Source organism: cf. Phormidesmis sp. LEGE 11477 (genome assembly GCF_015207105.1).
Lineage (GTDB): Bacteria > Cyanobacteriota > Cyanobacteriia > Phormidesmidales > Phormidesmidaceae > Phormidesmis.
This window is the reverse complement of the sequence record NZ_JADEXO010000136.1, coordinates 1-14,808: the sequence shown is the minus strand read 5'-3', so window position 1 is coordinate 14,808 and position 14,808 is coordinate 1. Positions and strand designations below refer to the sequence as shown.

Sequence of the window (14,808 nt, the reverse complement as noted above, 5' to 3'; positions counted from 1 at the left end):
ACAACAAGGAATCGTTTCAAGCAGAGGAACAGCAATAGTTGGAGGGCTAGAAGATCCTGAAATTCTCCCAACTGAAGATCCAGATTCTTTGCCTTTGCTCACAATAGAGCCCCTACAACTTGACTCGTTGGCCGCTTCACCGCCGCAGCCACCTAAGCTTGACCAGGGGCTTTTCAATTTTGATGAGACCGCAACCAGCAAAGAGAAATTAATTCAAGCCCAGGCAGGCTTTCAGGCTGCACAGCAACAATATCAGAATGTCTTAGGAAGCATCAGACAGCACCGCACAAGTTTGATCCAGCAAGGAGAGATGGAGCTGCGTCAACTCTCTGAGCTATACAAAAAGAAAGCAGCCAGCATACCCCAAGAAATTACTAAAGTAGATGAAACGTTAGGCAATCGCTTTGACAAAGCTCAAGCCGACATAGAATCTCATACTCGGACGGTAGATGACAGCATCATCCAAGCGTATCGAACGGCCCGTCACCAGCTTAGCTTCACGACTCGCAGTGCTAGAAGCGCCGTTAATCAAAACGCTCGTACAGCTCAAACCCAAGTCACTACTATCTTGGCAAATCTTTCACGAGACTTTGTCAGCGTGCTGACCGATGCCAAATCAGAATGTGGTAGCGCCGCCGATTTAGCCGCTATCAATATTAACCAGTGGGAGCGAAGCCTTAACCAGATCTATCCTTTGGTTGGATCTAGTAAGATGCAAGCGAAAAACGAAGCCTATCGCAAAGCCGCACCGGGTCTGGCCCAAACAGCTATCACTCAGCTAAATCTACGGCGCAATCAAACACTCGCTAGCTTCGATGAGAGCACTACGCAGGTTACAGAAACTATAAAACAATCTGTTAATCCCACTCTGCAGTCACACGCGACTGAGATTGGAATTAAAGGCAACGAAGCCATTACTACAGCAAAGCAGATAGCCGCCCAATCGCTGCTGCACCAGGCAGATGAGGCCCGCAAAGCGGTGATGCAGATGCGGACGGATATTCTCAATCAGCTAGTTTCTCAGCGCAGCGCTCTGCGATCGCAGCTATTCAATCAAGGGCAGCAGGCGATCGCGCAAATGCAGCGCCAAACTCGCACCGCCCAAACGGTAATTACTTCTACCGTCCAGACAGGGCTGCCTGGCTACAAAGCCGCCGCAACTCAGCTACACAGCAGCCTGACTCAAACGGCCCAAACCCAGCCAAAAGCGCTTAAAACGACCGCTCCGAAGGCCGCAGGACAAATTCATACAAACCTCAGAACAGGCCGCGCACTACAAGATAAACAAATAAAGGCTGTTCGATCGGGTGCGACTAAGGGACTTGCTCAAAAAGAACAACAAACAATAGAAGATATACAGATACGCTCAACGACCGCACAGTCAGGTATTACCACCAGCCAAGCAGCGGCTATCAAGAACTTAGATGAATCTGCCGAGGCTTCTACTAAAGGGTTTTCTAAGGTTTCTAAAGGCGTAGTCAAGGCAGCAGAAGTTTGGTCTTTGCCACTGGCGGAGGTTTTCAAGACTTACTTAGAGTCTGCGAAAGAACAGATTATGGAAGGCTATCCGGCCTTTCTGCTACAGGTCAATCAATCTTCTAATAATTTTACTAGGTGGGTACGACCACAGCTAGCGCCGATTACTTTCTTTGCACCGTCTTTGACTGCGGCGTGGACACCTGTTTTAACAGATTTAAAAAAGCGAGTTCGAGACGTAGGCACAGCGCTAACTGATGCAGGCATTATAAATGACACAGATGAAGCGGGTGTGACCAATGCCCTCAGAGGACTGACCAAAGTACAGGGAAACTATGTTCGAAGTGAATATAAATCAATTAGACACAGACATATAGAAGAAGTCATTAGAGAGGAACTATGGGACAGTGATGATATTAATGCAGCCCTTAGCTATCTAAACGGGAAAACGGCTGAAGGGGCTCGCTTTGAGCTGGATGCGTCTATTCACTGGTACAACGATGAAGAAAGTCGAATTGAAGGCGTACTGCGATCGCTCAATACCGAAGAACTCCAAGAACTCCATCGGCTAGACCGGACAGGAGAGGTATTAGAAGATGTTCGAGGTGCTTTGGGCGGCACCGATAGAGCGGTCTTTGATGCGCTCACGGATGCAACAAATGAAGCCAGGTTTGCTAGAGCCGATGTCTATCGAATGCGTGATCGCATCAATGAAGAACGCCGCCGCGACAATGACGAGAGTCTTAACACTGTTCTAACCGAATACAGTAAAGCAGGCGAAGCGCAAAATTACGGTGGACAGGCCATCAGCGCCGAAGAACGTCGCCGTCTCATCCAGCAAGAGTTTGCCGCTGTCCAAGGCATCGATCTACAACAAAGAGCTGCCGACACAGGGCAAACGGTTGAACAAGCTGCCTCCGAAGCTCTATTTACCTACGCTACCCGCGATATTCAAGAAGAAATTCACACAGAAGGTGGCTCTTATACCATCACTAAAACTGTTGAAGGCGCACAAAGAGACTTAGCTCGGGCGCTGATCTTTCAAGGAGATGGCAGCGTTCAAACCAGAGCGGCTCGCCTGGGCGTGGAACTAGAGCGAAGCGACCAGCCAAATCTGCTCAATCTAGATACTGCGCTAGTCGATCCTCGGTTGAATGCAGACTACATGGCAGGCAACCCGGCGGCCCGCGATCAAGCCCGTCAGCAAGCTCTGCAAGACAGGGCAGATGTCTTTCGTCTCACCGCTGAGCGCTATGGCAGCAGTCCCGCTTCTGGTACGGGCACAACCGAATCTTCTCAAACCTATCTAATTGAGCAGTTCTCTGATGCTTACGGCTCTGACGAGATGGCAGCTTCTGTTGCAGAAGGGCTGATTCGAGATGACTATCCCACACCCGCAACAGCCGCGCTGGCGATGGAATATGCCGTTGACGGCTTAGGTACTGACAACGCGCTGATGGAGCGGATGCTAGGCCGCATGAATCGCGACGAAGTTGCCACCATGCGAGGTATCTATGACCAGAAAGCAGGGAACGATTTCTACGAAGATTTGGGTGTCTATGGGCAGGGGTTGTTTGGTGATTTGTCAGGTAGCGATCGCCTTAAGGTAGAGCGTCTACTACTAGGTCAACCACGTAACGCTAGAGAAAGAGCCGAAGTCGCCGCATTTGCCATAGATCAGCAGCGCCGGGAGACTAGCGGACTGGGTAGCTGGCTAGCAGAGGGCAGCTTTCAAGCAGACGCTCTGGCCTACGATGAACAACAGCTTTCTGATCTCACTGGCATAGGAGTCACTTTTCAAGATGGAACGCCTAGCTTTGAAAGTAGAGAAGGCGCATTTACTGCAGAAGGGGCATTTACAGGGGATTCTGCGGCGCTAGAATCTGCAATCGCATCCGGTCAGATCTCTGCTCAAAGCTACGGTTCTAAGATTGATCAGTATGCAACGGTGGCAGCAACAACAGTTGCAATTGCAGGGGCGATCGCGGCTGCAATTGCAACAGTAGCGACAGGTGGGGCGGCAAGTCCATTACTGCTAGCGGCGATCGCAGGCATTACCGGGCTAGTCGGCATGGGGACGCAAGCGGCTATCAAAGGCGGTCGCTATGGCTGGGAAGATGCCGCCACCGATCTGGGTATGACGGCTGTGCAGGCGCTGACCGCAGGCGTCGGGCAAGGGCTGGGCCTCGCTTCTAGAGGCGGCGTAGAAGGTCTCAAAGCCAGTGCCAGAACCGGACTTAGTATCAGCGCAGCTCGCCAGCTTTCTATATCAGGCAGACTACCCAGCGAAATGGTCCGACTGACCGGTAGCGAGTTCGCCGACAAGATTTTGATCGGCATGGCGACTGGCGGGCTCGGTTCTCTCGGACAAACTGCCCTAACAGAACAAACCTATGCGAATAACAAGGGCGCTGAAAACTTATTGGCTAGCCTGTTTAGAGGCATGCTGTCGGGTGCAGTGACATCAGGCATCTCCAACGGTATAGAAGATGGAACAGGTCTAGGTGCCTACCTCGGCTCATCTACAAATATGTTCGGTCGAGGTCTGGGTAAGAGTGTTTCTTCTGGTGTCGGTGCGTTTGGTGGCAAGGGTGCTGAACTTGGCTTTGAATCTGCTAGAGGAACCTATCGAGGCGATGCAGGCGATATTTTCGTAGCGTCTCTAGAAGCAGGCGGCCAGTCGGCGCTACAGAGCTTTGGTGAAGGTGGATTTGAAGCTCGCGCTCAGGGCCGATACAACAGATGGCAAACTGCTGCCGAGGCAGCGAGTCAAGCCACTCCTCGCTCTGAAGCTGACACGGCTGAGACTCCAACGGTCGTTGATGCACCCGATTCTCAAAGGATTCGTCCACTCGCGCCGGATATCGAGCTTGACCTACCACCCGCCGCACGCATTCCTTCGTCAGAAGACTCTACCAGTCGCACATCCATTGAGCCTCAATCGGCCAGATCCGAAACGCCAGCCGACGCCCAGCCGTCTAGATTTACAGATACACTCACCGAAGGCTTTCCAGCAGTTGTTCGACCGCCACAAGTTGATAATCAGCCTCCTATTCAGCCGTCTAGATTCACAGATACACTCACTGAAGGCTTCCCAGCGGTTGTTCGACCTGCTGATATAGAAGACCAGCGCCAACAAAATCGCCAGTTAGAAGATGATTCTGTTACAGGTCGGGTAGCTGACGCTGCTGATATCCCTCCCGATTCAACAGAAGCCTCTGTTAGAGGCAGAGACTTTGATGAAGGCGCTGCCGCTGCGGTCGCCGGATCGCGTTTCCAGGGAGATGCGCTCGCAGAACCGCCTGGGCCTTTGAGTACGAGGGGCCAGCAAAATAGAACCCGTCGCCTAGCAGAGCGTGCTTTAGCAAGTTTAGTCGAAGGCGGTGGCCTGCTTTCAAATAGGGCCAGGATGGGAGGCAACCCAGACCATATTGTCTTGAGTACAGCCGCAGGTGAAATCGGCGCGAAGTTGACGGTTGTCGCCGATATGCCAGCCGATTCAGATGGAACCATTCCAGTGGCTCGATTTGTATACGATGAATCTACAAGAGACTATCAAATTTCGCTGTCTGCTAGGGCTCATCCAGATGCGATCGCCCGCGCCCTAGCCCACGAGCTAACAGAGATCAGCGTCGGACACGGTAGAGAGATGATCGCAGATGCCCTACGTCCAGGTGGCCTAGGCGCACGTCCGCTCTCAGAAGGAGAAACGCCACAGCTATCGGCCCACGACCAAGCTAGGCTAGCAGAACTCGATGTACTCGGTAGATTGCTGCACGAGGCCAACGCAGAAGGCAATCAGCCGCGCGCCGCTCAGATTCGAGACGAAGCCGAACGATTGGCGCTGCATTTAGGGCTAGTCGGCGATAGCGATGCGGTGATGGCGCGTCGGCAAGTGGTAAGTGAGGTTTTGAGCGATCACGCGATCGCCCGCGTTCTGCTATTTCAATCAGCCGATCGAGTGGCTGATAATCCCTTCCTACAGCCTCGCTCTAACGATATCGCCGCCGATCTAGAGCTGCTCACTCGTCAGCTCACCCGCGCTCAGGAAATTGGCGATAGCGGGCTTGTCGAGCAAGTATTGGAACTTGCTCGTCGTCGTATTTTGACTAACCCTTTATTAGTCAAAATTACTAGAAGACGGGGTAGCAGCGCTGGTTTTAATCTCCTTCCAATTCAACGGCTGATCGACCAAAGCCATTCTCCAGCACAGTTGAAAAGTCTAATCGACTCTGTCAAAAGAGATATCAATAGTGGCAATTCCGTCCTAGACAACAACGATATTCCGACTGATCCGGCGCGGATCGACCCCCATCAAAGCGAAGTTGTCCGGCAACAGTTTGGCGATCGCCCGCACTTCCAAGATTGGGCAGAATTTCGCCAGCGATTCTTCGACTCGCGGAGCAGCTATTTCGATGCTGACGCCGAGCATCTGGCCTATGCTTTCTCTCGGTGGGCCAGTGGAGATTTTGTTGGTGAAAGCGGTGCCCTCAGTTCTCTGATCTCTGCTGTTCGTCGCCCCGATCCGGGCTATCGAGCCCGTTACATTGAGGATGGCCCTGTCAGCCGCCCAGAAGCCGTACCCGATAGCCAGCACGTTCTGCCGACAGGCGAGACGGTCGATCAAGCCGTTGCAGATCGGGTTAGGTTGATTGGCGATCGCACCGCCCTAGAACAAGAGCTTGCCAATCCTCAAACGACCGCCGCCCGCGCCGAAGAAATTGATGCTCAGCTCAAACAAATTGGCCGCGATATCAACGTTCGTTCCGAGCAGCTAGGCGAAGCCGCCGGACGCCAGATAGCTAGTCAACAGCCCGGCGACTGGACCGAAATTCCCATTCCTAGAGCAGGTGCAGGCGTTCCTGATCTTGTCTTTGAAAGTCCAGACGGTCGCCTGCTAATGATTGAGGCTAAAGGTGGCACATCAGAACTTGGCGTTCGCCGCAGCGTAGATCGCACTCGCCTAGTCCAACAAGGCACCAGAGAATACGCCGAAAGCCTCGCCGCCGAGATGATGCGCTCCACCGACACCCGCATTCGCGAACTCGGTCAAAAAATCGAACTCGCCCTAGCCGCCGAGCCCCCGAATCTTGACTACCTCGTCGTCCGTCAACCCTTCAACGACGACGGCAGTTTAGCCTCTCCAGAAATAGGCACTTTTGATATCAGTCGACCACAGGCTAGCCAAGAGCCAATGACCGCAGCCTCAATACCGGGTTCACGGTTTCGAGGTAATCTGCTGGAGACTCATATGGAGATACCTGTTTTTTGGGAAGAGGTAAAGACCGCAGTTAGTCAACTCTCTCAAAGTTCTGCTATTGGTAGACAGATTAAGACAGAAGCGGGCAATCCAGTAATGGAACTTACGACTGCTACTGGAGAAATTGTCCGCGTTTTGCTAAAACATATGAACAGAAAGGCATCGGCCTTAGAAAACAACCCTGTTGCTGAAATTAATTCAGATGAGCTGAACCCTTCGCACTATCACCGAGCCGAATATGTCATCGAGCTTTCGAGGCAAATCCAGCCGTGGATGGTAGAGCGAGCGCTAGCCCATGAGTTCTCCGAAATCTATCGATCACACAAAGCCGAGCGAACTGAAGACGTCCTGAAGTCTGAGGCGACTAACCTGCCATTGACCGCAGAGTCGAAACTTTCGCCTCATGACTATGGGCGCCTGGCCGAACTCGAGGTTCTCTCTCGACAGCTCGAATCAGCACCAGCGGACGTTGACCGATTTGAACTGCAAGAGGAGACTTTTCGTCTTCTTGATCACATAGGGCTTACTGGTAACACGGAATCTGCTCAACATCGCAGACGCTTTGTTCAAGAGCGGATAGAAGCTGACAGTCTGGGTGACTCGCTCGATATCAATCGCTTAGTTGCTGAGCAAGAAGCCGCTTTCAAAGAGAAAATTTTAAGAACTGTTTGGGATTTATCGTCGCCAGAGGCTCTATCGCCTCATCTTTCGCAAAAGGAACGTCAACAGGCATTGAAAGACTTATCGCCTAGAGGTAATCGCCTAGCTTCAGGGTTCTTGGAGGATGTACTAGCCTACATTGACGGCAAAGGTATCAGGGGTGATAAGAGTACTTCTGATAGAATAGTAGGTCGTTTTGATGGTAAAAAATATAGCGACAGTGGACAAGCTTCAGATGAGTCTCGCTCAGACACTTCAGCAGAAACTGGGAAACAAATCTTGTATCTAGGGGAAGGGCGTTTAGCTCACTTAGAAAAGTACGTGCGACATCCCAACGATGATGTCACAGTGACCACACTGATTACGCAAGAGGCTTTCGGCGAACAGTCTAGAAAGGATGCTTTTGCAAGCAATATTGAAAAAATAGAAGAGAAAGGAATACAAGTCAGAACCCAGTTTGACGCGCTAGCAGAAATTAATCGAGGGGAGCCTTTCTCTGAGATATATTTTGATTTTCCTCGGCTAAGTGGCAGAGATGAGAACAATCGGCTTCTTCGAAATCAGATAGAAAAAAATGCAAGGTTTGTAGGAGATATTTTGAGCCACATGCGAGAAGGTCGGTTCATGGACACTCAAACAGACGTAGTCATCACGCTTGGTCTAGAAAACCAATATTTTAATCCAATTCAGCTACTCACAGTGCTGAGACAAGAATTTGATTCAACCTCATCTCCTCTGCATTCATTTAGCCTAAAAGAGATTACGCTAGTACACAATAAGAGTGCAACAACAGACGATAAATTGGACAAAGTAGAAACAACTTACGTTCCTTTTTCTGTACAGATGAAATTTAGGACGAGTAGCCCGCCTGAGGCTTAGCCATCTGCCTCACGATCTATCTCACAAGCTATGTAGATATCAGTGATATGAACCGAGCGCAATTGAACATTCCTAACCGTTTTAAGACTGCTGATGAACAAATCTGGCAAGACCAGATTAAACATAATCATCGGCTGCGACAGGCTGTGCGCGATCGCACCCCCACCTCTCAAGACGGTACCGACATCCTCAACTGCGAATTCCGCCGAGCGGCGATCGCCTCATTAACCAACACTCAGCCCGAGCTATACGCAGCCATCACCCTCGCGACAGGCGGTGCCCAGCTCGCCATGCTCACCCAATACCACTGGCGACGCTACGAAGACGACCACCAAATCGCCCTAATCGAGCCCAACACGCCGGAGCGCAGATGTCCTGTAGGCAGCGCCCGACTAGACTGGCCCGCTTGGATCAAAGCACTCTGTGCTGGACTAATCACCCGAAATTCCGAAGCGATTGGTATGCTCTGCACACCCAAAAGCGTGGAGATCTGCGCCCTAGCACCCAACACAATTGACGCCTTCTGGCCCTTTTTATGCAGCACCCTAGCCGCTACGGTCGTAGAACCCGCCGCCGCTAGCGCTGTTATTACCGACACGCTCACCGGACTAGACCAGGCCACAATCGCAGAACGGAGCTTAGTCGATCTAAAGCTGCGTCCTTTGATTAGCCTGATCGAAGCACTTTTATCCAAGCGATCAGATACTTTCAACGCTGCGCTGCATAAAGCTCTAAGTGCCCATCGGCAATATCACGAACAATCCGAACCCTACGATTGGCAAAACCTGCTTGCCCTTGAGATCACAGCGCTTGCCGCTCTCGCCGTTGATCGCGGTCTTGAACTTACCGTCGAATCTGACTACATGCCCCCGGCGCTAGTCACTGACAGCTTTCCACGCACGCCTTCCCAGGTGATCGACTATTTCCCCCAGCGCGGCATTCTCTCTGCCAACGAAGCGCACTGGTTCATGGATTTACAGGGCTTTCCGAGAGAGTCGCGATCGCATACCCTACTCGACTCAGACGGCCAGCTGATCGCTCAATACAAGGCTCACGGCGCACCGACCATTCCCCATGCCGTGCTTCCATTCGCTTTGCTAGATAGCGCCACTGCTACCTGTCCACTTGCTCTAGACGCCGGGCAGCTCGTATCGCTGGCTGAAACCTTTGCTAGCAAAGTGCCTGCTAATAGTTCGCCTACTCAGCAAGCACAGGCTAAAGCGCTACTCAACGAAGCTATTAACTGTGTCGATGCTGCGATTGCCCGCATTCCGCCTGGTCAAGACGCGGTCGCGCCCGAAAGTATCACTAGTCAGCAAGGAATTCAGCTCTACCAGTCAGAACCGGGCCGATTTCGACGTGATCGCTTGGTTGCTTACCGAAGTGGTCTCACAACCTTCTTACAGTCTCTAGACTCTAACTCGACGCGGGCAAATCAATCCAGTCCAGCTATTGCCAAATCAACCTCTTCAAACCAGACTGCGACAGCGATTTCAGAGACAAGCGCTCAGGCTGATGCGATCGCGGCTATAGAAATTATTCGAGTGCAGATGATGCCTCTGCTAGAAGCCATCGCCAAAGATTCAACTGGTCGCGTCATCGAACAGCTCATCCCAGCCGAAGCAGACTATGCCAAAGTTTTTGTAAGTACAGCGATTGAGCCAGCCCGCGCTGGTTATGACAAGCTGTGGAAAAATCCTCGCCCTTTTAAGCGACCAGAATTAAATCAGACAGAAATCTCTTGCTACCTAGCGCCAGCTGGCATGTTGCAAAGCGAAAATGAACTATCGGCTGCTTTTCCTTGTGGCTATCGGGCGATCGCACCGTACCTAAATCCTCACAGAATTTGGGCCTCGTGGAAATATTGTGCGTCGGGTCAATCTGCTGGCCTTTCCTTCAATGGTCTTGTCTGGTTAGACGATCGCTGGGCTTGGTTCCCCAAGCCCTATCGCATCCTCAAGATGTAACCGGATGGATGTGAGTGAACGTGACTTTTGATACATCCGTATATACACAAGTACACATCTGTTGAAGATCAGTCTGCGATAATTGCGTTGTTCTCAACAGAGTTTTGGCTGATGAAAGTATTGCTGAATAAAGCTCATAGGGATTCCTATCTTTTCCCCCTACGTGAATATAACAGGCTGGCACGTAGTTTTTCTGACCAGTAAAACAAGAAAAAATGTTTCACATTTCCTAAATCGGGTACTCTCTTTGATTTACTAAGGTTGTCAATAGTCAAAATAGCTATAAGACTATAGCTAACTGTTTCCCAACTGTTTTGACGAGTCAAAAACTTTATCGAGGTTGGAACATGAACTCCCCTGCTGAAGCTATTTCTACTAATTCCCTCGATCTTCTACAAGCGGTCCAGATGGAGAAAGCTGTTCAGCGGAAACTGACAGATCAGAGCATTCTACTGAACTCTTCCTCCATAGATTCTGCCTATCTATCGCATACTATTGTTGCTGAGTTTAAAGTAGAAGAAACGCAGCTTTACTTAGTCGAATTGGCATTGCTTCAGGATCAGTGGCTTCAATCATCGGACAAAATAGACGCCATAGGAAGTTTCTCTGTTGTCAAACAGTTCGATGTTGAGTCAAAGCAGTATGCTCTAGTAAAAGTAAATCCTGATGCAGGTGCTAGCTGTGACCAAGAGTCGGAGCGGTTTTCGGACTCATCGTCAGAAGATATCGCCTCTCCACAACATCTCTCGCAGTTATCTTCTCCGTCCGATTGTCTTTCACCTCGCGAGCGAGAAATTGTCTGCCTGATTGCCTTTGGCCTATCAAATAAGCAAATTGCTAGCCGTCTTGATATCAGCATATGGACTGTTTCGACTCATCTACGCCGCATTTTTAATAAGCTTCATGTGGATACCCGCGCTGCCGTCGTTTATCAATGTGCAGGTCTGATTCAGCGCCTGGCACCTGACTATACAGAATTGCTCTCTTCTTAGATCTTTGATCTTTTTATGGGCTGCAATGCCACTCCTCAAACAGATCTTGCTGTTACTTCCACGCCCATCACGCGCCGTCAACCATCGACCGTCAAAGCTAATACCAAAGCTACAGACACTTCACCAATCGTCTTGACTACAGATACAGGCAACAACTCTGCTCAGGCAGCCTCTCCCAAAACTAGCGCATCTGAGCCGAAACAGCCTACTGCTGCCAACAAGCTGGCACCTGGAAAGCATTGCTATGGAATCGATGCAGAAAATAAGATAATCGATGTGGTTTTGAACGCTGGCGCTAATGGCGTAACGGGCAGTGTCTCTGGCTATGTCTGTTTAATCTTCTAGTTTTCTATAGACCAAAGCGCTTCTCTATCTTTCTCTTTCTAGAACAAAGAAAAACGGCTCGGCTGACTCTTTGTAGTCCATCAGTCCTAGCAAGGTGTTCTCATCGACTTTTCTAAACACGTCGTGTATCGGCAGATAGTCGTAGATCATGGTGGCGCTTACTTTGCCACGATGTTCCATCATTCTCAGCCTGGCCTGACTGTTTTCCGTTTTGAGTAAAGGATTGAAAAGCGTGAAGATGGACGTTGTGGCGTCGTTTTTGGGAATGGGCAAACGCAGCGCCAGCTTCATCATCTGTGGGTTTGCTGCAATCTTGAAGATATCACCCTTGCTATCTGAGAAGAGCAGAGGATGAACACAATCTGGCGTGATAAATGCTTTGCCGTACCAGTTGGCGACCTCTAGCAGCCCATCCATCGGATGTCCGGTATGAAAGCCTGACCCTTTCCACTGGCCGAACATAAAGTCTATCTCTACTGGATCTAGCCGATCAAATAGCGCTAGCGCTGCCGCTGTTGTCGTTTTGGCTTGGTTGTTGGGGCTGCGTAGCTGATTTAGTGTGGTTCTTTCTTCAGTAATCATTGTTAAAACACAGGGGGGTGGGACGAAATGTGAGAAAGAGAGGTCTGCCTATAGCTTAACCAAATCAGGTGTAGAAGATGCGATCGCACACCCAGCCAACCACCCAGTCGTCCAGGCGCTCTGAAAGTTAAACCCGCCGGTAATGCCATCGATATTCAAGATTTCTCCCGATAGATATAGTCCCGGACACTGGCGACTTTCCATTGTCTTGAAGTTCACTTCCTTCAGCCGGACGCCGCCGCAGGTGACAAATTCATCTTTGAAAACACCCTTGCCCACAACCTCGTAAATGCTTTGCGTGAGCGATTGAACCAGTTGATTTAACTGCTTTTTTGAGAGGTTTGCCCAAGTTAGGGTGGTGTCAATGTCGATACGACCAAGCAGATACTGCCAGAGGCGTTTGGAAAGGGCTGGAAAAGGGCTATGGGTTGCGATCGCTCGCCGACTACAGTTTGTTTTTACCTTTTGCAATTCCGCTCTGACCTGATCTTGAGTCACCGAGGGTAGCCAGTTCACTACGAGCTGTGCTCTGTATTTGGTCTGTTGTAATTCTCTCGCACCCCAGGCCGAAAGTTTCAGCACCGCCGGGCCGCTAAGGCCCCAATGGGTAATCAACAGCGGCCCCGTTTGCGTGAGGCTAGCGGTGTTCTTTTTTGAGGCTTTCTTTTCAGGCTGACTGTCTACTTTTATCCGTAGGGTGACCGGATCGACGGCAACGCCGCTGAGCTGGTGCAGGCGCTTGTCAGCAATATTGAAGGTGAATAAGGAGGGAACTGGAGAGTCTATAACATGGCCTAGCGATTTGGCTATGCGATGACCTGCTGGGCTGCTGCCAGTGGTTAGGAGCAGGCGATCGCACTCCACTTTCTCTGACTTTAGCTGTAGCTGAAATGTCTCATGAGATTTTTCGACCCGTTTTTCGACGTGGGTGATAGGCGATCGCGTCTTGATCCGTACGCCTGCCTGCTGCGCTGCCCGGTGCAAACAGTCCACGATCGTCGCCGAATCGTCTGTGACTGGAAACATCCGGCCATCCGCTTCAGTTTTGAGCTTAACGCCGCGCTTAGCAAACCATTCAATCGTATCTTTGGGCTGAAAGCGGCTGAACGCTCCCCTTAGCGCCTTACCGCCGCGTGGATAGCTGAGCACGAGCTGAGCGGGGTCAAAGCAGTGATGGGTGACATTGCAGCGGCCACCGCCAGAGATTTTGACTTTGGCTAGCGGCTGGGGGCCGGCTTCGTAGAGGGTGACCTGGTGATTGGGGTTTTGGTCTGCGGCTGCGATCGCGCCAAAAAATCCCGCCGCCCCACCACCGACAACGGCTATCCGCAATCCCGACTGTGTTGCCTGCTTTGTCGCCCGATCCGCCATTAGTAAGATCCGTTTGTGTTTACAGTCCTTTACTATCTTAAGGAATAAATCAATCAGACTATTTTTTTATGGCTAGTAAAGACAAAATTCGACAGCATCTCGCTCAAAGCGCCACCATCAAGTTAGACCGTATCTCTGAGCCTACCAAAGGCGACGAAGCTAAAAAGATGAAAATGATGGAACACGTCGAGAAAAGCAAAGGTAAGATTTAGCCACTGCTACGGTTATTTTTTAATTTAGACGAGCTAGCAACCTGATCAACAGTCGCTAGCTCGTTCTTTGTAGTTTGTTCTCATCCTGTGGTCTCCTATATTGGAATTGGATAATTATTGGAATTGGATAATGTAGTGCAGGCGGTTTCAGCTATGGTAGCGGGGTCGCCTATGCGTTTGTAAGTACGCTTTCAAATTGTGATTCGGTTTTCATTTGTTTTAGTAGAGCCTGGTGAGGCGGGCAATATCGGCGCGGCTGCACGGGCCATCAACACGATGGGATATACTGACCTACGTTTAGTTCGCCCCAAAGCCGACCACCTCAGCGGTATTGCGCTGGCAATGGCCCACGGTTCAGAACATATTCTAGAAAATGCCCGCCTGTACGAAAATCTAGCCGATGCACTAGATGGCATTGATCTAGCCTGTGCCTCTACCACTCGTCATCGGATGCAAAAGCATCACTATGTATCGGTTCGTGATTTGCCTGATCTGCTTGCGGCCAAAGGCGATCGCGTTGCCTCCGTCGCTATTGTATTTGGCAGCGAACGCTCGGGCCTCAGCAACCAAGATATTCAGTCTTGCGACCTGGTGACGACGATTCCACAGATCAGTCCGCAGCCGTCGTTAAACCTGGCGCAGGCGGTGATGATCTACAGCTTTACGCTGGCCCAGTCGCAAACTCAGGTGCAGATCGCCGATCGACGGTTGAATCGCGATCGCCTGCCCGTAGAACAATACGCTCAGCTCAAAAGCGCCCTGCAAACAACCATGACCGAAGTAGGACTGCATCGGCGCACTCAAAACTACGTTCTCAAAGCGCTAGCTAGGCTTGGCTATGAAGATCTCGCCTTAGTTCAACAAATCCGCACTTTTGTCGATAACAGAATAAACAACAGTTAATTAGTAAAAGAAATGTCGGTGATAGAAGAAGTTTATAGTCGCGATCGCAGCTCCTCAACGCACAGAAGCTGAATAATCAGAAGCCCAATGGAAAATGACTTCTGGTAGGCAATGTTTCTGTTAATCAATGGATCCTGGTAGTCAGTGATACTATTGCTATA

The 14,808-nt window shown here is 50.6% G+C and carries 8 protein-coding genes; 6 read left to right on the top strand and 2 right to left on the bottom strand.

The features are described 5' to 3' along the window. Positions 1-127: 127 nt before the first annotated feature. The 4 genes from IQ256_RS25105 to IQ256_RS25090 all read left to right on the top strand — a co-directional run bounded on the left by IQ256_RS25105 (position 128) and on the right by IQ256_RS25090 (position 11,579). Positions 128-8,275 carry a hypothetical protein gene (locus IQ256_RS25105; protein ID WP_228025256.1) on the top strand — a complete coding sequence of 2,716 codons (8,148 nt, stop codon included), beginning with the start codon at positions 128-130 and terminating at the stop codon, positions 8,273-8,275. A 47-nt stretch (positions 8,276-8,322) separates the two neighbouring features. Further along, a complete protein-coding gene (locus IQ256_RS25100) occupies positions 8,323-10,242 on the top strand; it encodes an immunity 49 family protein (RefSeq protein WP_193858429.1) in 1,920 nt (639 codons plus the stop codon). Positions 10,243-10,589: 347 nt separating this feature from the next. Then, positions 10,590-11,234 carry a response regulator transcription factor gene (locus tag IQ256_RS25095; RefSeq protein ID WP_228025255.1) on the top strand — a complete coding sequence of 215 codons (645 nt, stop codon included), beginning with the start codon at positions 10,590-10,592 and terminating at the stop codon, positions 11,232-11,234. 15 nt (positions 11,235-11,249) lie between these two features. Further along, complete coding sequence (locus IQ256_RS25090; protein ID WP_193858428.1) at positions 11,250-11,579, top strand: hypothetical protein; 330 nt, start codon at positions 11,250-11,252, stop codon at positions 11,577-11,579. Between the two features lie 24 nt (positions 11,580-11,603). On the opposite strand, the gene IQ256_RS25085 is transcribed toward IQ256_RS25090, so the two are convergent. Next, positions 11,604-12,161 carry a DUF4334 domain-containing protein gene (locus IQ256_RS25085; protein WP_193858427.1) on the bottom strand — a complete coding sequence of 186 codons (558 nt, stop codon included), beginning with the start codon at positions 12,159-12,161 and terminating at the stop codon, positions 11,604-11,606. A gap of 48 nt (positions 12,162-12,209) precedes the next feature. After that, entirely contained in the window at positions 12,210-13,532 is a 1,323-nt protein-coding gene (locus tag IQ256_RS25080) for an NAD(P)/FAD-dependent oxidoreductase (protein ID WP_193858426.1), read from the bottom strand. Positions 13,533-13,600: 68 nt separating this feature from the next. Here IQ256_RS25080 and IQ256_RS25075 point away from each other — a divergent pair, with 68 nt between their 5' ends. Both IQ256_RS25075 and IQ256_RS25070 read left to right on the top strand, forming a co-directional pair. Next, positions 13,601-13,744 (top strand): hypothetical protein, encoded by a 144-nt coding sequence (locus IQ256_RS25075; RefSeq protein ID WP_193858425.1) that lies wholly within the window; start codon positions 13,601-13,603, stop codon positions 13,742-13,744. Positions 13,745-13,942: 198 nt separating this feature from the next. Beyond that, entirely contained in the window at positions 13,943-14,647 is a 705-nt protein-coding gene (locus IQ256_RS25070; protein WP_193858424.1) for a TrmH family RNA methyltransferase, read from the top strand. Positions 14,648-14,808: the final 161 nt, after the last annotated feature.